Below are 17,342 nucleotides of genomic sequence, written 5' to 3'. Positions count from 1 at the left end.
CCGACCATTGTGGTCGAGGGATGTAGTTCGCCGCGAAGCGGACCGAACGAAGTTCGTATCTGTTAATACCCCGACCGTAAGGTCGTGGGAAGTTTATTTACTCCCGACTATTGTTGGATTTCTCTAATATATTAGAACCTGGATTCCTATATCTATTATTGGGATTATAAGGATGTCTGCCATTCCTGCATATGTTGCGATTTGACGTCAAGTTATTGTTTTTATGTCCCTGACGGCATCAACTTTCGTTTCATTGAATAGCCCTGCATTTGCCCCTTTTGATAATCCACTATGGAGCTTTGAATGTTGTTTCGTTTTTAGCTCAAGTTGTCTGAAAATGCCTTTTAATTCGTGCCTGTGAATGTGATATAATAACACAGATTCTCATAGTTTTCCCTACCAATTCATCGTGGGTTAACATGCCGCAAGAAAATATTTTTGTAAGTTTCACTATATTACTTGCAGCTGCTCTGGTGGGCGGTATGGTTGCACACCGTCTCAGGCAGCCGGTTATCCTCGGATACCTGGTAGTGGGGGCGCTAATAGGTCCATTTGCCTTAAAGGTGATTAGCGATTCGTCCGTGGTTGAATCCGCAGCAACAATAGGCGTATCCCTGCTGATGTTTACCCTCGGATTGGAAATTTCCATCAGCCAATTGAGGCAGGTGGGCAAGGTAGGCCTATGGGGTGGTTTTGCTCAGATATTATTGACCGCCTTGCTAGGGACCTTCGCCGGTAGACTAGTTTTTGGATGGCCACTGTCAGAAGCTATTATCTTCGGGCTCGTTATCTCTCTCAGCAGCACAATGGTTTGTTTGAAAATTCTGATGGATAGGGGCGAGCTTGACAGCATTCATGGTCGAATAATGATTGCCATACTGATCGTGCAAGATATCAGCGTGGTCGCCATGATGCTCGTTACCCCGTTACTTGCAGGCGGAACAGATAATTTACTGCTTACTCTTGCCACTTCTGCTGGCAAAGCATTGCTCGTTATTGGTTTAACGATCGCCACCGGTTTATGGTTTCTACCCTGGCTGATGGGTAGGGTTGCCGGTATCCGTTCCAGGGAACTGTTCCTGTTAATAGTGCTTGTCCTCAGTCTTGGAACAGCGCTTGGCACTCAGATCCTCGGGCTTTCTACTGTGTTCGGCGCTTTCCTTATCGGCCTGGTATTGCGTGAGACGAGATTCGCCCATGAAGCCCTGGCTGAGGTAACCCCGCTCAGAGATGTGTTCGCAGCTTTGTTTTTTGTTTCCCTGGGAATGTTGCTTGACTTCCGTTTTGTAATGGATCAATGGCCGATGATTCTTACCGCTGTTGCCTTGATTATCGCCATCAAATTCCTGGTTGTATCGGGAATAACCTGGTCCTTCGGCTACAAAGGAGTGGTAGCTGTTATCGCGGGCGTCGGCCTTTTTCAAATCGGTGAGTTTGGGTTCATTCTGGCTCAGGGCGGTGTAACCGCCGGCATTGTCTCAAGGTCAACTTATTCATTACTGGTGAGCAGCGCTATCATCACCATGCTGCTGACACCTTTGTCTATGAGCATGGTGTCTTTATTATATAAAGATAAAATCCGGAAGCCTTTAACAAGATTGCCCACTAACTCTAAAATGAAAAAAACAGTAGATGAGCCATTGTCGTTTGGCGAGCAGGTAATTATCGCCGGTTTTGGCAGAGTGGGGCAAAACATAGCTCATGGATTGGCGCATGCGGGGGTGTCCTATTCCGTGATTGAAATTGATCCTGAAGTGGTATTCAAACTGAATTGTAATGGAACAAACTGCATTTATGGTGATGCTAGCAATTCGCATGTGCTTTCAAATGCATCCCTGGATTTGGCTAAAGTGCTGGTGGTAACATTCCCTGACCCTTTGGCTGTCCTTTCAACAGTGAAAGCTGCATTAGCACACAACCCAAAATTAAAAATCGTGGCGCGTGTTCATCGGGAAAAAGAAGCTGTAGAGTTACGGAAGTTGGGCGTTAAGGAACTGATTAGCCCCGAATTTGAAGCAAGCCTCGAATTCATACGAAGAGTGCTATCATCTGCTGATTGGTCCGAGGCAGATACTAACCGTCTGATGTTAAATATAAAAACAAGTGGCAAGTTACCGCGGTTTATCCGGGGAGATAATGTATAAACTCATTGACACTTGATTAAATTGCCTTCCTTTATTGTCAGAGTAATTTAAGCACGAACATGGATATGCGGACTAGGGCGGACGTTTTATAGCGTTATGTTGTATCTTTTTTCTCAAGTAAGGAATATGACAATGGAACTCCCTTAACAATAAATAGGAGGACTTGATGGATTATTTTGATAGATTGGAGCAGATTGCCGAAAGAGTAAAAAAAGAAACTGGCATTCATATCAGAGAAGAAATGCAGGATAGTGAAAACCTGGCTGAAAAGGTGGCCGGATACCTGTTACCGCTTTTAATATATGAGAAATTTGACCAAATCAGAGGACAATGGAAAATGAATGGCAAAAACAAAAGATACATTATGCAGATAGCTATTCATAAGGTTGGCATCGAAAGGGGACTGCCAGAAAATAAGGTAGTTGAATTACTTATGACACAAGCCGCTAAAGAAGTACAAGAAGAATATGAGCGAAAACATAAAGAAGTTGATATACAAACAGCATGGGGGTGTATAGGGCTGAGCAGACTAATAGATAGAAAGATTCTCAGAGTAGCGCACGGAGGACTGCTACACCCGCAACTTCCATGCCCCAATAATGGAGGACCACATTACCGGGTAGGGCCCATGCCTGGAGGAAAACCGGCCAAATATGGGCTGACAGACGCCAATGTTCGCATTTCTTGGTAGAGCATCGGCCTAAGACTTAAAAGAGGGTCAGAGAGGCTTTCTTATGACCAATTGCATCGCCTGCAGAGTTAGATATCGCAGAACGGTATCGGGAAATAATTCGTTCTTCAGCTGGAATAAATTTCCAAAAATCGTAAAGAGAGGTAACTGGAAAGTAAACTGGAACGGGGAACCAATAGTGGTAGTTAATAAGATTTTTTTATACATTTTTAAATTTCGTATAATACCAATGTAACAAATGTTGCTTTGATAACTTAATTGCGAGGTACGGTTATTATTCGCATTGAATGAACATTGGGGTGTTTGCCTTTTGGTGAACACCAACCAAACCATCGAAAATCGTTCGGTGATTAAGCGCTAAGCCCATGCTTGTACGGCGGCTCGGTATTCTGCCTTAGCGCGACGATATAGTTATAGATGTCCTCGCCGGTGCGGTATTTGCTCATATCGTATTTGTCATAATGCACGATGTCGGCCAGCGGCCTGCGGTAAGACGGGTTCGGCTTGTAGGCCGGGTAGCCGATGGCTGCCAGCGTCTGCACTTCCAGTATCTCCGGTATATTCAGGATTTTTTTGAGCGCCTGGCCCCAGGGACGGTTGACGCTTATCCATTCTGAGCCAAGCCCGGCTGCCGTGGCTGCCAGATGCAGAGTATGGGTGGCGTTGGCCATGTTCTTGAGGTAGATGGCATCGGCGGAGCCCTCTGTCATCAGGAAGCTGGCGGCCAGCGCGGTGGCCTGGTAGGTGCGACGGTCGCCCACCATGACTATCAGCACCGGGGCGTCCCTGAAACTGGGAACGGTTAGGGGCGCGCGCAGGTGATGGTGCCTTACCTCCGGTACGCGCGTCTGCTCGATGACGTAGGCCTCCTGGTTGGGAGCCAGCCACGAGTCCACTACTATTGCTCTCATCTCGGCGTCCCTGACCACCACGAACTCCCAGGGCTGCGCGTTGGCCCCCGACATGGCCCAGCGGGCAGCTTCCAGTATTTTTTCTAAGGTCTCTGTGGGCACCTCGTCTTTTTTAAAGCGCCGCACGCTTCTGCGCGCGCGCACCAGTTCCAGAAAATCGTCTATCTGCATAACGCTCCTCCAGTTCCTCTCAAAGCTATGTAACGTATTTTACATCTTTGGCGGGGCTGTGACATGGGTCCCGGGGGCTCATGACAGAAACGCGGCTCAATGCTATATTTGGTGAGGCAGAACTCCGATTGGATATGCTGGTATTCTGTTGCGTATTTAAGAAAACATAGAGGGAGATAAAGTTTTTGAAATACAACAAATGGCTTGCCCCGCTTTCGTTTGCGCTCTGTCTGGTATTGCTGGCGACCGGCGCTCTGGCCTGCTCGTCCGCTCCAAAAACCAAGGCAGCCGTCAAAGTGGTGATGGTGCCCTATTTCGGCACCTGGATGAATAATTACGCCATCATGAACGGCCTGATAACCTCGGACAAGGTAGACGTCACCATAGACCTGACGACCAGCAATGACGCCCAATTGCTGGCGGGCGCCTATCCCATCGGCGCCATGAGCATAACCGGCTTCGCCACCGCCACCGAAAAGAGCGATATCGCCTTCCAGGCGATGGGTATATACCTGGCGGACACCGGGCTTGATTCCGGCCTGGGAGTGGACGTTGTATACACCAAGGCAGACAGCAAGCTCACTTCCCCCAGGGACCTGGTCGGCAAGAAGGTGGGGGTTCCCGGCCTTCAGACCGCCGCGGCAGGCACTTTCCTGGGGCTGCTCAAGTCTGTCTACGGCATAAGCGAAACCCAGATGACGCTGGTGGACAGCCCGGCTCCGCAACTGATAACGCTTCTGGGCAAGGGCGACCTGGATGCCGCTCTACTCCTGGCCGACCCTTCCGTTCAGACTTACTATAATCCCAGCTTCAAGGTATTATGGAACGTGGACCAGGCCTTCGAGCACGCCTACGGCACTTACAACCCGGCCACTTTTCTGGTTGTGCAGGCGGACTACCTGAAGAACAACCGCGACGTTGTCAAAGCGGTCTATGACCTGCTGAAAGAATCGGGGCAGTACGGCAGGGAACACATGGTGGAGCTCTCGCAGAAATATGTCGCCGAGAAGGGCGGCAGCGCGGAATTATACCAGAAGGCCTATAAAGACCACTATTCGGTCACTTTCGCTCCCGTTGAAGGCAAATTGCAGGCCAGCGTGATGGCCATCTTCGGGTTTGTAAAAGAGCGCGGCATTATCTCCAAACTGCCCGACCCGGCCACCGTTTTTGTAAAATGGTAAAACGCCTCGCTTTGCAGGCTCTGGCCATAGCTACCTTCATAGCATTATGGTGGGCGGCAGCAGCTTCCGCTAACTCCCAGTTGCTGCCCACTCCCGGGCAGACTCTGCGCGAATTCATACATATTCTATCTTCTTCCAAAGGCTGGGAAAGTATAGGCAACACGGCTTTCCGTGTGCTGGCGGGCACGCTGATTGGCTTGCTGGCCGGCACACTGCTCGCCATAACCACGCGTTACAACCGCCTGGCGGAGGCGGCCGTGCGCTCCGTAATCTACCCTCTGCTGCAGTCGGTGCCTTCTATCTGCTGGGCGCTGATGCTGGTCATCTGGTTCGGCCTTTCTCAGACCACCCCCATCCTCGTCATTGCCGTGGCGGTAGCTCCCTTTTTCATCATCAACATCTGGGAGGGGCTGAAAGAGCTGGATATGTCGCTGGTGGAAATGGCAAGCACTTATACCCGTTCCCGTCTAAAAGTCCTGGGCAAAGTGATAATGCCGATGCTGTATGCATACATATTTGCCGCAATCAAAAGCTCGTTCATGGTGGCCTGGAAAGTGGTCATTCTGGCCGAAGTGCTGGGCGCCGTCAGCGGTATCGGCTACATGCTCTGGATATCTTATCAGGTTTATAACATCGACCGCGTCTTCGCCTGGACCATGATTTCCGCTATCATCATCATCGCCTTCGATTACGGTATTTTCAATTATATCGATAGACGGTTTATGCGCAAATGGAAACCACAGGAACTGAAGCCCTCGTAGTAAAAGACCTGCGCAAGGGCTTCGGCCCGCTCGGCGTGCTGGGCGGCATCAGCTTCTCCGTGGAGCGCGGCGAACTGGTGTGCATACTGGGTCCTTCCGGCTGCGGCAAGACCACCATGCTGCGCATAGCCGCCGGGCTGATACCCTTCGACGCCGGCACAATCCTCATTAACGGAGAGGACATACGCAAAAACCGCGATGACCTCAAGAACGTGTCTGTCGTCTTCCAGGAGCCGCGGCTGCTGCCCTGGCGCAGCGCCCGGCAGAATGTGTACCTGTCGCTGGAACTGCGCAAGGACGGACGCGACGGGCGCGACCTGGAGGCGGTGGACAGCGCGCTGGCTCTCGTCGGGCTCTCCGAGTTTACAAATTCCTACCCGCACGAGCTCAGCGGCGGCATGAGACAGCGCGTGTCGCTGGCGCGGGCTATCGTCACCGAGCCGGAGATACTTCTTATGGACGAGCCCCTCACCGGCCTCGACCTGCGCAACCGCGAGGAACTGCAGGATGAGATATTGCGCATATGGAGCCAGAAAAAGGTTACCCTGATGCTGGTGACCCACGACTCCGCCGAGGCTATCCACATGGCCGACCGCATCATCGTGCTGTCGGAGCGGCCGGCGCGCATCAAGAGTATCATCAGCGTGAGACTGCCAAGACCGAGGCCGCGCGACTCGGACGCCGTGCGCGAGATGGAGAATACGATAAGGGGGCTATTCGGGGAGGATATCTAGAAATTACCATTCTGGAGGCCATGGTGGAGGTCGAAGAATCTGGAAGAAGGGGAAGCCCTCTTATCGGTGGTTTGGGTTTATTCCGATAATGTGATGAAATATGGACGAGCATCAGTATTATGTTTATATCGTAAGTAATACGAGCAGAAGATTGCTTTATACAGGTTTTACCAGCGATCTGGCAGGAAGAATTTATCAGCATAAAAATAAGCTGGCAGATGGATTCACGAGTAAATACAATGTGAACGCCTTGGTGTATTACGAGGTATGCGAGAGCCGCGAATCGGCAATCGCGCGAGAAAAGCAAATAAAAGGCTTCCTGAGGCAAAAGAAGGTTGACCTTGTTAGCGGACAAAATCCGGAATGGCTGGATTTATATGACGGATTGCTCTCTGGTTGACCATTCTTCGGTCCGCCCAGGCGGACCGAAGAATCCGGCGGAGGGGTGTTTCCCCGCCCCACCGGATGCTTCAGCCGCCCATTGCGGCTTCCAGCATGGATACTAGGTAGGTACCATTCTGGAGGCCATGGTGGATGGCCGAAGAATCTGGAAGAAGGGGGCTTTTTCCCCATTTGCTAAATCGGGCGGCTTATATCGTCTTTTTAACGTCACGCCTAGCTCATCGCCGTTCGTCTTGATGATGGAAGTGTATATCGCCTCACCTTTCAGCACGTGCGAGTTGATGTTGAACTTCCAGGTGATTAGGCCATCAACTCCCGGCGGAAAGCTAAGATTTGCAAACTTCGCAGCGAGTTTATTATGATTAACGTATTGCGAGGGTAAATGAGTAAAAAGAATTTGTTTCTGTCGGCGGCTATCGCGGGCGTTGTTGCCGCCGCGGTGAACCTGCTGGTGGAATGGCGGCTGAACCATGAGCTTGTCGCCGCCGATTACATAACCTCCGCCATCGTGGGCACGGCGACGGCGCTTGCGATTTTCATCCTCTTCCGCAACCGCTCCGGCAAAAGTTGCGGCTAGCCGAACTCAATCCGCCCCTAAGAGGCCTTCCTGTGAAAAAACAGGCGGGCTTTTTGCTTTCACACGGCACATGATTTAATGACTTTTTAATAAATAGGCGTCTTTTTTTATGCGCATGTCATGTCTTTTCCTCTATATTCAGGGTGGACGAGGCCGTCCTTTGACCGGAGGAGAACATGAGCGAAGACAGAGTGATAAAAAGCGACGCCGAGTGGAAGCGTATTCTTCCCGCTGATGTGTACCGTGTGACGCGCCGTAACGGCACCGAGCCGGCTTTCAGCGGCAAGTATCACGATTTCAAGGGAAAGGGGATATACTCCTGCGCCAACTGCGGCAATGAGCTTTTCAGTTCCAAAACTAAATATGATTCGGGCACTGGCTGGCCCAGCTATTATGCGCCTGTATCGGAAAAGAGTGTGAAGGCAGAAGTTGATGCCAGCGGAGGTATGGCGCGCACGGCGGTGCTGTGCCGCAAATGTGATGCCCACCTGGGGCACGTTTTCGATGACGGCCCGGCGCCGACAGGCCTGCGCTACTGCATGAACTCGATAGCTCTGAACTTCATCCCGCATGGAGTGATTAAAACGCCCCGCTGATTGCATTCACAATCTATCAGATTTCCATATCCAATAGAGCAGCGCGGCAATCTCTCCTCTCATCCTGAGTCCGCCCGTCTGAGGCGGGACGAAGGATCTGGCACGATTGGCAGTCTCGATTTGGGAATATCCTGAGAGTGGCATTTGACCTTTCTTGCCGGATATATTACAATATATGCATATACTAATAAAGGATAAAGAAATGCCTGTTTACGAATATATCTGCAAGGAATGCGGCAACAAACTCGAATTATTCCGCCATTTCTACGATAGTGATGACGAGCTAGCCTGCCCCATATGCGGCAAAAAAGCGCTGGAGAAACAGTTTTCGACCTTCAGCGCCAGCGGCTTCAGTTGCGCGCCGAGCGAGTACAGCGGCGGCTGAGGGTAAAACATCGGGGCAGTTTGCCCCGTAAACGTATTAAAAGCCGCCGATTTCGGAGGTTTTAGTACTATCAGGCATCGATAATATTTTATAAAAATGACCCAAAACCGGTTGACACCGGGTAGTAAGCGAATTGTATAATGTTACCAATATGCTGGAAGGTAAGTGTCCTCAATGCGGGCAATGCTATTACGGGCTGGCTCTGGCCAATCCCCGTTACCAGACTTGCGACAAGTGCGGCGCGGGCCTAGAAATAAAAGACGGCGATAAAATCATCAAGGGTTTTTCTCCCTTCAGCGCCGATAACATCAGCATCAAAGCCAAGCCGAAAACCCCCCGCGAAGATAAAACCAAGGACAGCTAAACCTCAACTTTTCCCCGGATATTTTCTTGCGGCCATCCTCTTTTTACTATCAGGCATCTTGTCAAACGCTTCGCATTCGCATATAGTATCTGCAAGGTAATCTCCGTTTACAGGAGGAAGCCATGTCGAGCGCAACCTGGTCGTTTGTCCTGGGCGGCTTTTTCATCCTTCTGGGTATCGGTTTTCTGCTGTGGGGGCGCAAAGAGGCGATTGATTTGGACGAAGGTCTGGCGAAGCGCTACGACCTGCGGGAGTTTATGGAGCACACGCCGGAACGCCCCGAGCCCGGCGCGCTCATTATAGGGGGCATTATCGGGCTGGCGCTGGGCGCAGGCCTGGTGATAGCCGGATTCATCCTGCGCTGATTCTATCCATTTTGGATTTTTAGAGAGGTGTGACTTATTATGCTGCTTGACGACATCAAATCCATCGTAGCCGCCATCCCGGCCGGGTTGAAAGAAAAGAACGGACTTTACTCGTTCGAATTCACGGTGGCCGAACGCAAGGCTTTCCTGTCCACCAAGAAGCTGGCGTATCGCGCCGCTTTCCGCATAGACGAGGCCGGCAAAGAGCTGCGTTTCAGCGAGATGCTTAAAGAATCAGGTTCAGGCATCAGTTCAGGCACAGACGGCGTCAGCCCCGGTTTCGGCTTCAAGGCGGAGACGTATAAGACAGGCACCGGGCCGAGAGAGGGCGGCATCGCCGAACAATCGAACCTCTTTGGCAAGCGGTACAGTTATAGCTTCGATTACTCCAGAATCCGCAAGGAGATAGAGGGGGTGGCGGTGAAGGCCGGATACGGGTTCAAGTACCAAATAACCTCGATCGGGTTGTAGGGGTTCCTCCGTGCCATGAGCAATTGTCCCCGAGGCTACTTCAGGGTCTGTAAATAGCTCACCACGTCGCTTAAGTCCTGCGTGGACATACTCCACCGCGGCATGAAGGGGTCGAGTGCCTTGCCTTTCTCGTCTTTTCCATCTGTTATGGCTCGTTTCACAGTGTCCACTGTGAAGGGAGGCACAAAGTCTGGTCCGGTCAGTACCGGCCAAGTGATGTTAGGGACTTCATACTGTGCCATCATCATATAGACCGTGCCGCCCTTGCCCTGTTGACCATGACAATCGGCGCAAGCAAACCAGCGCGACATCATGGCAAACCCTTGGGCTGTGACGTGAACGCCATCTGAATCCACGGCTGTCAGGAATATATTCTGCCCGTTAGCCAGCGAGCCGGTGCCAGGAATAGTAGAGATTGGCGGTTGGGGAACCGTCACTGTAGCAGTCACCGTTGTCTTGCCGGTCGTACAGGCGGGGATGGCTATCAGCATGACAGTCATAGCTGCAGCGGATATCGCCAGAGATATGGGATGATTTAACAACTTTTTCTTCATGTGCCCCTCCATTTCGGATAATTCCTGCTTTGATAATGAAATTATAGGCGGCTGACATGACAAAGTCACAAAATATGGAATGGGAATATCAAATAAATGTTACATTTAACATTGTCAGGCTTGTTTGTCTTACTATGGCTTTGGTATAAGTGAAGCTCTTTCTGTGTTTGATGGGCAGCTATAGTCATATCTCAACAAATATCCCGCATTTCGTTCAGGGAGTATCAACTTCCGTGTAGATACTCAGGTTAATACACCGGAACGCCGTATGAGCTGCCTTCGGTCGGGAGTTTTATGGCGCCGGCAGGTAATATGGCGCAGTCGACGAATACCAGTACTCCCTCGCTGAATTCCAGATAATCCTTAGCTTCGGGGCCTTTGTTTACGCCAACCACATCTACGAAAGTTCCGGCCTTCAGACGCAATAAGTCTCTTGAGTTAAGCGCAAAACACTTGATCATATCCACCCAGATATAACCCCTCTTGCCCTCCTTGAGCACGTAAGAAGTAATTGGATAATTTTTGATGACGAATACTTCCCCTATATAAGCTTCCCCGGGTATCGCCCGGCCTTCGGCTTCAAATATACGCATGGAATACGGCGACCAGTAGGAAAAGGCTAACTCATAGGTTGTGATCTCGGTGCATTCGAGGTATGCGGGTGGAACATAGGGAACAAGATTTTCTCTTGTCGAGCCCTTGCAGCCTCCGCCAAGAATTGCGGAAATGACCAGCGACACAGTGGCTGCCAGAGAACAACCTTTGAGCGCCATGTGTCTCATTCCAGCAGTCCTCAGCGTTTGTCAATAAGACGGGAGAGTCAGGGCTGAAATACCCTCGACGGGAATTTGGACTGAACCCGCCGGTAAAAATACGCACCCGGTAAAAACAAGCGCCCCGGTGTATTCTTTAGAAATGCCTGCATCCACTCCTACAACGTCAACTTTTTGGCCCGCTCTCAATTGACGCACGCTCCCACTCTGAAGGAAATAGCACTTGATAATACTCTGTACCCATATATAGTCCGCTGTGGCATACTTGAGTGAGCAGTCGGTTATTACTATGTTCTTGAAAACAAAAACCTGCCCGTTGAAGATGATTTCGGCTCCAGGAACGGCGTTATAGCGGCCGAAGTATGCCTGGAGCAGGTTTTCAGGCGTCGTGTCAGTGCAATTATAATAAGACGGCGGGACATACTTGATGAAATTTGATTGGGTTTGCCCTGAACAAGCAACTTGAGAAAACACAAGCACTGTGATGATGGACACAATCGCTGATGATAAAGCTGGGGTTTTATTCATCGCTTTCATAGCATACTTATTATACCACCGGAATCAACATAAACAAGAAGAAGTCCTGTTCCGAGTTGAACGGGGAATGCAGTAGATATAGAATCAATGCCATGCAGAGCATCATTCTGGTGCAGATGTCGGACACGGGTTCCGCCGTTTTAGAGGCGTTGCGGGGGGCCGCCGAGGCGGCCTTCAAGCGGCCGGTGGAAATCAGGCGGCGCATCACCAGCCTTACCTATGCCTACGACCCCATCCGCGAGCAGTACAAATCCCCGCTCCTGCTGACGCGCCTCAGGCATCTCAAACGCAGCGCGGGAGACAAAATACTCGGCGTGGTTGACGTGGACCTTTACTCGCCCGGCTTCGACTACATCTACGGCGAGGCCGACATCGCCGATGGCATCGCCACGCTCTCGCTCCACCGCTTACATCCCGAATTCTTCGGCGAGGCTCACGACCGTACCATATTCGAGGAGAGGGCCGTCAAAGAGGCGGTGCACGAGCTGGGGCACCTTTTCGGCCTGGGGCACTGCCGCGATAAAAAGTGCGTCATGCGCTTCTGCCCCAACCCCGAAGACGTGGACTGGAAAACGAGGGACATCTGCGGGCGCTGCGCCCTCAAGCTGAGATGAGGTTCCTCACTTGGACTACGGAGGACCAGGCCTATCCTATTGTCATTGTCGGGCTTGACCCGACAATCCAGTGCATGTCGTGGGGGCAAACCCATCTTCAACCTGTATCTTCCCTTGGAAAGAGCTTGCCCTGAGCGAAGTCGAATGGGGGAGATTAAGAGGGATTTTTAACGACTCACCACAAACGATTGCTTATAAAGATCTCAACTGATAATAAGAAGCTGCGCGTTAATGCTTTCTCCTCTTTGAATCCGGCCTTCCGAATTGTGAAACCGGGGCGTCCAGAGGGGTGCAGCCCCCTCTGGAATCCGCCTCAGGCGGACTCCTCGCGAGAAGAAGAGGCCAGGGGATGAGGTCTCAATATTCTAGGCCGCCACCTCTTTATATATTTACTTTTGGTGAGTCAGTTCGAGTTTTCCCTTGCCCATGCTATATGCGCGCGTGGCATAGGGCACCAGCCCCAGGCTGTGGGTGACCATCAGGATGGTTACACCGCTGTCGTGTATCTGTTTCAGCAGCGCCATTATCTCCTTTTCCGTCCGCTCGTCCAGGTCGCTGGTGGGTTCGTCAGCCAGCAGTATCCTGGGCTCGTTCATCAGTGAACGCGCTATCACCGCTCGCTTCTGCTCGCCTGCTGAGAGGTGGCGTGGATAGCAGTCCATGCGCTCTCCCAGCCCCAGCATCTCCAGCAGATCCTCGGCGCGTTTTGGCGAGCCTTTCCTGTTTTCGTCTGCGCTGAAGGTGGACGGCATGGCGATATTGTCGCGAATGGTCAGCGCAGGCAACAGGCTGGGGAACTGGAAAACATAACCCATCTCGCGGCTGCGCAGACGCGACATCTCTTTGTCCGAAAGTTGCGCCAGGTCGCGGCCTTCGACCAGAACGCTGCCTGTTGTCGGCCTTATCAATCCGGCCACCAGGTTGAGCATGGTGCTTTTGCCCGTGCCCGAGCGGCCTATGATGATGACGAACTCGCCCTTGCTGACTTCCAGGTTGACATCGCGCACGGGCGTGATAACCTGCTCGTCCAGATTGAATTCCTTGGTGACATTTACAAGTTTTATCATGTTATTCCCTCGCCGCTATCGCCGGTTCCATGCGGCTGATTCTGAAAGCCGGCACCAGCGCCGCCAGCGTAACCGTTGATGGGACGTTACTAACTAGACCGTACAAATTCCTACAACACTCGTTCCCGTTTGGCCAAGAAACACAGGGAACGTGTTACCTTGAATTGGGCTCCAGCCAGTATACTGGAGCCCAATTCATAAAAAGTATGTTTACGTCTTATTTCGCATTGAGCTCCAGAGAAGGCCGATGTTAGCCAAAATCAACAACAGGCCGAGAACGAGCAGCGATGGTTTCATTATGGTAATGCAGTCCATTGTCATCATAGTTGAGCTACAGACGCCTATCAGGACATAAGCGACGAGGATTACGGATATGCCGAGGGCTGCGCCTACCAATGCAAGCCCGAACTGGGATTCCTTGCGACCAATAACCAGAACCAGCCCCTCAATCAATATTGGCAGCGCCAGCGCCATTTCGGCATCTGCCGTGTAATTACACTTCATCGTAGACACATCGCATTTAGTAAGTTGCGGTACGACGGCAATGCCGATAGCCAGAATAATAATCAGAATACCTAGGATCCTTCGGACCATTTGTTATACTCCTTTTATGCGATTTTAGCAATTTGAATGGATTTTGCCAGAAATCACTCGATCTATTAAATTCCCTTTAGATAAGCCCATTCCTTATGGGCTTGTAGAAAAGATTGTTAAATTCAGAGTAACTGAAAATTTAAGGAAGAAGAAGTAACAATAAAGCTTGCATTATTCTCTTCTCCCTCGCTTGTCCTGATAGCTGATTGCCGACCGCTGACAGCTAAAAATGCAACCAGCCGTTGAGCAGCAAGGTCAGTGAAATGGTTATGGGAGTGAGCATCCCGCCCTTGAAGCCCTTCTTGGCGGCTTGCTCCAGCCCGGGACGCGTGCGCCACTGGCCGTTCAGCATGGGTATCAGGCTCTGAATGAAGAACGCGATAGGCCAGAGGTTGAGCAGGGCGAAGACCGACTTCGACACGATGGCTGTGAAGGCAAACGACAGTATCGCCCCGATCACCAAGGCTATATAGGCATAGCGCATTTTTTCCGGCCCAAAAATGACCACTGAGGTGCGCTTGCCCGATGCTGCATCGGCTTTGACATCGGGAAAGTTGCGTATGCCCTTGGTCGCCGCGGCGGTGAGGATGCGTGGCAATCCCACCAAAATGGGCAGCCAGCTCGGGCCTGCCTGGATATAATAGGCCGTAAAGATCACCATGGCATAGCCAATAAGCATGAAGGTCTCGCCCAGGCCGCGGTAAGAGGCCTTGATGGGCGGGTTGGAATAGCTGTAGGTGATTAAGATGCCCAGTACGCCCAGCGGGATAGTAGCCCAGCCCGTCTTGCCCACAAACTGCACGATTAGCCCCAGCGGTATGGCCGCGGCGAAGAATAGCATTCCGACAAGTTGCACGTGCTCTTTTTTAAGATGCCCGCGCACCAGCACCTGCGTACCGCCCGTGCTGGTCAGGTTCATGCCGCCCCCGGCCCCGATGCGCTCAACGTTGCGGCGGTCACCCTCGTAGTCCTGCGCCTCGTTGGTGAGATAGATGCCGTTGGCGATGAAGAAAACGGCAACCAGCGATGCGGTGAATACCAGCCAGTTGAAGTTGCCCGTGTAATACCATGCCAGCACCGAGCCAAGCACGAAAGAGAATACGTCGTTGGAATGGCGCGGCAGCTTCTGCACCTGTATCCAAGCGTTGAGTTTTATCCGGTTAATTTTCATCATAACCTATCTATAAAACCTGATTGAACCATTTACCTGAATCAGATAAGGTTACCTTGTTTACTATTCGTCTGACCTCATCCATGTTTTAAGGAATGGTCAAATTCGGATCACGCGTCTCAGGATTATTGCGCGAAGGCCACCTTCTTTTTGCGTTTGAAAAGCATATTTCGAATGGCCGAAAAATATCTGATGCGCACCAGCCCGATGGGTATCTCGAGCTCCAGCCGCTCGGAGGCGGTGAAGCCGTTGATAGCATCCATTTCCGGCTTGAGGACAGCTATCTCGTCACGCTTCCCGCTCTTCAAGAGTTTTTCTATCCTGGCCTCGAGGGCCTTAGCACGTTCGATGCGTTCAAGCTGCGTATCGGCCGCTTTTTGGGTTATCTGGCCGTACTTGGCCTTGAGTTTGGCCAGGCGGGCGATGGCCTCGTAAGTCACCTCGGTTATCTCGTCACGCGACAGCCACTCGGTCTCGTAGTTCAGGCTGTGTTTCCAGCTCGGCAGCGTGAGAGCCTGGCGGTGCTCTTCCAGCGTCTTGTAGAGGAGGCGGAAACCGTAGCGCTCGGGATACTCGAAAGCCAGGCTGCCGGGCGCCATGAAGGGCGCCTGGTGCCCCATGAAAAGGAAGAGACGCTTGTCGGCCTTGAACTTTTTGAGCAGGTCTTCGCAGTAATCGATGGTATCGAGAACGGATCGTTTAGTCTGCTTGTGCAGCCCTATCATGAAGAATATCTCCACGCGGCTGGCGCCTTCATCCAGCGCGGTCTCAATCATCTTCTCCATGTCCTCGTTGGAAAAGCTCCGGCCCAGCGACACCTTGCGCACCTCAGGGTCGTGCGACTCGGGCGACATGTCCAGCGAGAAGCCCGGTGCGGCCTGTGCCAGCTCCCTGACGAATTCGGGAGGCATGGGATTGAAGGCCTCCAGCATGAGCGTGTTCTTGACGCGGTGTTCTTTTATCAGTCTCAGGAGTTTGTGAGCGCGCCCTTCCCCACCCTCGCGGATGTCCCCCACCAGCAGGATGGGGCCGCGCGTTATATTGCTGATGTTCTGAATATCGTTGAATATATCCTCTGCGGTACGGTAGGCCGGCGTCTTACGGTTGGCAAAGGCGGACAGGCCCCCTTTGGCCCCGCTGCAGAAGATGCAGTTATAGTTGCAGCCGCGGCAGGTGAAGACGGCCGTCACAGGGTATTCCAACCAGCCCTTGAAGGGCACCACGCTGGCGAGGTCGTGGTAACGCAGCACCTGGCGCACCACCGTGCCGTAGTGGTTTCCCATGACATGGCTGATGTCGGTGGGCACATAGCTGAACTCATTTTCGTGAACAGCACCGGAGGCATCCTTCCAGACGAGATTGGGAATGCCGGACAGGTCGCTGCCCGCCTTCAACGCTATCATGAATTGCCTCATGGGCTCCTCGGTGGAATCGCCGCGCATGACGAAGTCCACCGCCGGGTACTGGATAAGCTCTTTCCAGAAGCGAGAGGAGGAGTAACCCCCGAAAATGACTTTGGAGTCAGGATGGTATTTCTTGACGATTCTGGCGATTTCGATGGAGCCGTGCGAATGCACCATCCAGTGCAGGTCGATGCCGAAAACAGGCGCGTCGAGCTTTTTTATGAAGGCTTCGGCGTCGAAATGCGCGTCCCGCAGCATACGCCAGGCGATATTGACAATGCGCGTGCGGAAACCGGCTCGCTCGAGGTACTCGGAAATGCTGGAAAGGCCCACCGGGTACATCTCGAATATGGGCGTGGCCAGCACCAGGTCGCTCACCGGGCCGTATAGCTGGGGTATCTTGCGGAAATCATATACATGCGGAGCGTGCAGCAGGATAAGGTCGGTTTTCGGCATATTTAGTCCTCTTAAAATTATCGTAAATGGAGTGGAATTATGCAAACGGATTTCGGGTTTTTTCCTCTTGAATTAAACGTGATTATAACATTTTGCATAATTTTTTGTCTAACGCCCCCGCCTTATTGTTTCATTCTGAGTCCCGACCTGGACGAAGAATCTGGCACGCTTCAGCAGCCTCTCCCCATATCATCGAGATTCCCCGCGTCCCTTGTCATTCCCAGCACATTCGCCCGCAAGAGGCAATCTCAGCGTAAACTCCAGCGGGAATCCAGGGGGTTCCTGATATTATAGATACCCACGCGCAAGCGCGTGGGTATCTATATTTCAAGCTTCGCTTGTCCTGAATCCTGGCGACCTTGGTATTCAACATACTTGAGTATCTGACCTTCCTCTACCCCAACTGTTGATACAAAGTAT

22 protein-coding genes are annotated in these 17,342 nt (G+C 51.8%); 13 read left to right on the top strand and 9 right to left on the bottom strand.

What is annotated here, in order from left to right:
- The first annotated feature begins 419 nt into the window (after positions 1 to 419).
- Entirely contained in the window at positions 420 to 2,144 is a 1,725-nt protein-coding gene (locus tag C4542_05160) for a sodium:proton exchanger (GenBank protein ID RJO61999.1), read from the top strand.
- 166 nt (positions 2,145 to 2,310) lie between these two features.
- Positions 2,311 to 2,835 (top strand): hypothetical protein, encoded by a 525-nt coding sequence (locus C4542_05155; protein ID RJO61998.1) that lies wholly within the window; start codon positions 2,311 to 2,313, stop codon positions 2,833 to 2,835.
- Positions 2,836 to 2,862: 27 nt separating this feature from the next.
- Here the strand turns inward: C4542_05155 and C4542_05150 are convergent, their stop codons facing one another.
- Together C4542_05150 and C4542_05145 are read right to left on the bottom strand one after the other, a co-directional pair.
- Positions 2,863 to 3,042 (bottom strand): hypothetical protein, encoded by a 180-nt coding sequence (locus C4542_05150; GenBank protein ID RJO61997.1) that lies wholly within the window; start codon positions 3,040 to 3,042, stop codon positions 2,863 to 2,865.
- Positions 3,043 to 3,185: 143 nt separating this feature from the next.
- Positions 3,186 to 3,917, bottom strand: a complete 732-nt coding sequence (locus C4542_05145) for a hypothetical protein (GenBank protein ID RJO61996.1) — start codon at positions 3,915 to 3,917, stop codon at positions 3,186 to 3,188.
- 185 nt (positions 3,918 to 4,102) lie between these two features.
- Between C4542_05145 and C4542_05140 the strand changes: the two genes are divergently transcribed.
- The 10 genes from C4542_05140 to C4542_05095 all read left to right on the top strand — a co-directional run bounded on the left by C4542_05140 (position 4,103) and on the right by C4542_05095 (position 9,753).
- The gene (locus C4542_05140; GenBank protein RJO61995.1) at positions 4,103 to 5,098 is read left to right on the top strand and encodes an ABC transporter substrate-binding protein; all 996 of its coding nucleotides are present in this window, start codon (positions 4,103 to 4,105) and stop codon (positions 5,096 to 5,098) included.
- Complete coding sequence (locus C4542_05135) at positions 5,092 to 5,859, top strand: ABC transporter permease subunit (protein ID RJO61994.1); 768 nt, start codon at positions 5,092 to 5,094, stop codon at positions 5,857 to 5,859. The genes C4542_05140 and C4542_05135 overlap by 7 nt, the downstream gene beginning before the upstream one ends.
- Positions 5,829 to 6,593 (top strand): ABC transporter ATP-binding protein, encoded by a 765-nt coding sequence (locus C4542_05130; GenBank protein ID RJO61993.1) that lies wholly within the window; start codon positions 5,829 to 5,831, stop codon positions 6,591 to 6,593. The genes C4542_05135 and C4542_05130 overlap by 31 nt, the downstream gene beginning before the upstream one ends.
- A gap of 100 nt (positions 6,594 to 6,693) precedes the next feature.
- Positions 6,694 to 6,993 carry a GIY-YIG nuclease family protein gene (locus tag C4542_05125; GenBank protein ID RJO61992.1) on the top strand — a complete coding sequence of 100 codons (300 nt, stop codon included), beginning with the start codon at positions 6,694 to 6,696 and terminating at the stop codon, positions 6,991 to 6,993.
- Positions 6,994 to 7,392: 399 nt separating this feature from the next.
- Positions 7,393 to 7,572, top strand: coding sequence for a hypothetical protein (locus C4542_05120; GenBank protein RJO61991.1), 180 nt, complete (start codon positions 7,393 to 7,395; stop codon positions 7,570 to 7,572).
- Between the two features lie 176 nt (positions 7,573 to 7,748).
- Positions 7,749 to 8,168, top strand: a complete 420-nt coding sequence (msrB, locus tag C4542_05115; protein ID RJO61990.1) for a peptide-methionine (R)-S-oxide reductase — start codon at positions 7,749 to 7,751, stop codon at positions 8,166 to 8,168.
- A gap of 175 nt (positions 8,169 to 8,343) precedes the next feature.
- Positions 8,344 to 8,553 carry a zinc ribbon domain-containing protein gene (locus C4542_05110; GenBank protein ID RJO61989.1) on the top strand — a complete coding sequence of 70 codons (210 nt, stop codon included), beginning with the start codon at positions 8,344 to 8,346 and terminating at the stop codon, positions 8,551 to 8,553.
- A 133-nt stretch (positions 8,554 to 8,686) separates the two neighbouring features.
- Complete coding sequence (locus tag C4542_05105; protein ID RJO61988.1) at positions 8,687 to 8,917, top strand: hypothetical protein; 231 nt, start codon at positions 8,687 to 8,689, stop codon at positions 8,915 to 8,917.
- A gap of 122 nt (positions 8,918 to 9,039) precedes the next feature.
- The gene (locus C4542_05100) at positions 9,040 to 9,282 is read left to right on the top strand and encodes a hypothetical protein (GenBank protein ID RJO61987.1); all 243 of its coding nucleotides are present in this window, start codon (positions 9,040 to 9,042) and stop codon (positions 9,280 to 9,282) included.
- 39 nt (positions 9,283 to 9,321) lie between these two features.
- Positions 9,322 to 9,753: a hypothetical protein gene (locus tag C4542_05095; protein ID RJO61986.1), complete on the top strand. Its 432-nt coding sequence runs from the start codon at positions 9,322 to 9,324 to the stop codon at positions 9,751 to 9,753.
- Between the two features lie 35 nt (positions 9,754 to 9,788).
- Here the strand turns inward: C4542_05095 and C4542_05090 are convergent, their stop codons facing one another.
- From C4542_05090 to C4542_05080, 3 genes are all read right to left on the bottom strand, one after another.
- Positions 9,789 to 10,319, bottom strand: coding sequence for a hypothetical protein (locus C4542_05090; protein ID RJO61985.1), 531 nt, complete (start codon positions 10,317 to 10,319; stop codon positions 9,789 to 9,791).
- Between the two features lie 236 nt (positions 10,320 to 10,555).
- Positions 10,556 to 11,080, bottom strand: coding sequence for a hypothetical protein (locus C4542_05085; GenBank protein ID RJO61984.1), 525 nt, complete (start codon positions 11,078 to 11,080; stop codon positions 10,556 to 10,558).
- Between the two features lie 30 nt (positions 11,081 to 11,110).
- Positions 11,111 to 11,608: a hypothetical protein gene (locus C4542_05080; protein RJO61983.1), complete on the bottom strand. Its 498-nt coding sequence runs from the start codon at positions 11,606 to 11,608 to the stop codon at positions 11,111 to 11,113.
- 101 nt (positions 11,609 to 11,709) lie between these two features.
- Between C4542_05080 and C4542_05075 the strand changes: the two genes are divergently transcribed.
- Positions 11,710 to 12,231, top strand: a complete 522-nt coding sequence (locus C4542_05075; GenBank protein RJO61982.1) for an archemetzincin — start codon at positions 11,710 to 11,712, stop codon at positions 12,229 to 12,231.
- Positions 12,232 to 12,620: 389 nt separating this feature from the next.
- Here the strand turns inward: C4542_05075 and C4542_05070 are convergent, their stop codons facing one another.
- The 4 genes from C4542_05070 to C4542_05055 form a co-directional block, all read right to left on the bottom strand.
- Positions 12,621 to 13,298, bottom strand: a complete 678-nt coding sequence (locus C4542_05070) for an ABC transporter ATP-binding protein (protein ID RJO61981.1) — start codon at positions 13,296 to 13,298, stop codon at positions 12,621 to 12,623.
- Positions 13,299 to 13,508: 210 nt separating this feature from the next.
- Complete coding sequence (locus C4542_05065) at positions 13,509 to 13,892, bottom strand: DUF4418 family protein (protein RJO61980.1); 384 nt, start codon at positions 13,890 to 13,892, stop codon at positions 13,509 to 13,511.
- 223 nt (positions 13,893 to 14,115) lie between these two features.
- Positions 14,116 to 15,066 (bottom strand): prenyltransferase, encoded by a 951-nt coding sequence (locus C4542_05060; GenBank protein RJO61979.1) that lies wholly within the window; start codon positions 15,064 to 15,066, stop codon positions 14,116 to 14,118.
- Positions 15,067 to 15,188: 122 nt separating this feature from the next.
- The gene (locus C4542_05055) at positions 15,189 to 16,922 is read right to left on the bottom strand and encodes a TIGR04190 family B12-binding domain/radical SAM domain protein (GenBank protein RJO61978.1); all 1,734 of its coding nucleotides are present in this window, start codon (positions 16,920 to 16,922) and stop codon (positions 15,189 to 15,191) included.
- Positions 16,923 to 17,342: the final 420 nt, after the last annotated feature.

The sequence above is a fragment of the Dehalococcoidia bacterium genome, assembly GCA_003597995.1.
Classification (GTDB): Bacteria; Chloroflexota; Dehalococcoidia; order Dehalococcoidales; family UBA1222; genus SURF-27.
The sequence above is the reverse complement of the archived record's forward strand: the minus strand, read 5'-3'. Positions and strand labels throughout refer to the sequence as shown.

What these genes read in the sequence shown, in the direction of transcription:
- C4542_05160 (RJO61999.1), top strand. Translation starts at nt 420, where the DNA reads ATGCCGCAAGAAAATATTTTTGTAAGTTTCACTATATTACTTGCAGCT.
- C4542_05155 (RJO61998.1), top strand. Translation starts at nt 2,311, where the DNA reads ATGGATTATTTTGATAGATTGGAGCAGATTGCCGAAAGAGTAAAAAAA.
- C4542_05150 (RJO61997.1), bottom strand. Translation starts at nt 3,042, where the DNA reads ATGTATAAAAAAATCTTATTAACTACCACTATTGGTTCCCCGTTCCAG.
- C4542_05145 (RJO61996.1), bottom strand. Translation starts at nt 3,917, where the DNA reads ATGCAGATAGACGATTTTCTGGAACTGGTGCGCGCGCGCAGAAGCGTG.
- C4542_05135 (RJO61994.1), top strand. Translation starts at nt 5,092, where the DNA reads ATGGTAAAACGCCTCGCTTTGCAGGCTCTGGCCATAGCTACCTTCATA.
- C4542_05130 (RJO61993.1), top strand. Translation starts at nt 5,829, where the DNA reads ATGGAAACCACAGGAACTGAAGCCCTCGTAGTAAAAGACCTGCGCAAG.
- C4542_05125 (RJO61992.1), top strand. Translation starts at nt 6,694, where the DNA reads ATGGACGAGCATCAGTATTATGTTTATATCGTAAGTAATACGAGCAGA.
- msrB (RJO61990.1), top strand. Translation starts at nt 7,749, where the DNA reads ATGAGCGAAGACAGAGTGATAAAAAGCGACGCCGAGTGGAAGCGTATT.
- C4542_05110 (RJO61989.1), top strand. Translation starts at nt 8,344, where the DNA reads ATGCATATACTAATAAAGGATAAAGAAATGCCTGTTTACGAATATATC.
- C4542_05100 (RJO61987.1), top strand. Translation starts at nt 9,040, where the DNA reads ATGTCGAGCGCAACCTGGTCGTTTGTCCTGGGCGGCTTTTTCATCCTT.
- C4542_05095 (RJO61986.1), top strand. Translation starts at nt 9,322, where the DNA reads ATGCTGCTTGACGACATCAAATCCATCGTAGCCGCCATCCCGGCCGGG.
- C4542_05090 (RJO61985.1), bottom strand. Translation starts at nt 10,319, where the DNA reads ATGGAGGGGCACATGAAGAAAAAGTTGTTAAATCATCCCATATCTCTG.
- C4542_05085 (RJO61984.1), bottom strand. Translation starts at nt 11,080, where the DNA reads ATGGCGCTCAAAGGTTGTTCTCTGGCAGCCACTGTGTCGCTGGTCATT.
- C4542_05080 (RJO61983.1), bottom strand. Translation starts at nt 11,608, where the DNA reads ATGAATAAAACCCCAGCTTTATCATCAGCGATTGTGTCCATCATCACA.
- C4542_05075 (RJO61982.1), top strand. Translation starts at nt 11,710, where the DNA reads ATGCAGAGCATCATTCTGGTGCAGATGTCGGACACGGGTTCCGCCGTT.
- C4542_05070 (RJO61981.1), bottom strand. Translation starts at nt 13,298, where the DNA reads ATGATAAAACTTGTAAATGTCACCAAGGAATTCAATCTGGACGAGCAG.
- C4542_05065 (RJO61980.1), bottom strand. Translation starts at nt 13,892, where the DNA reads ATGGTCCGAAGGATCCTAGGTATTCTGATTATTATTCTGGCTATCGGC.
- C4542_05060 (RJO61979.1), bottom strand. Translation starts at nt 15,066, where the DNA reads ATGATGAAAATTAACCGGATAAAACTCAACGCTTGGATACAGGTGCAG.
- C4542_05055 (RJO61978.1), bottom strand. Translation starts at nt 16,922, where the DNA reads ATGCCGAAAACCGACCTTATCCTGCTGCACGCTCCGCATGTATATGAT.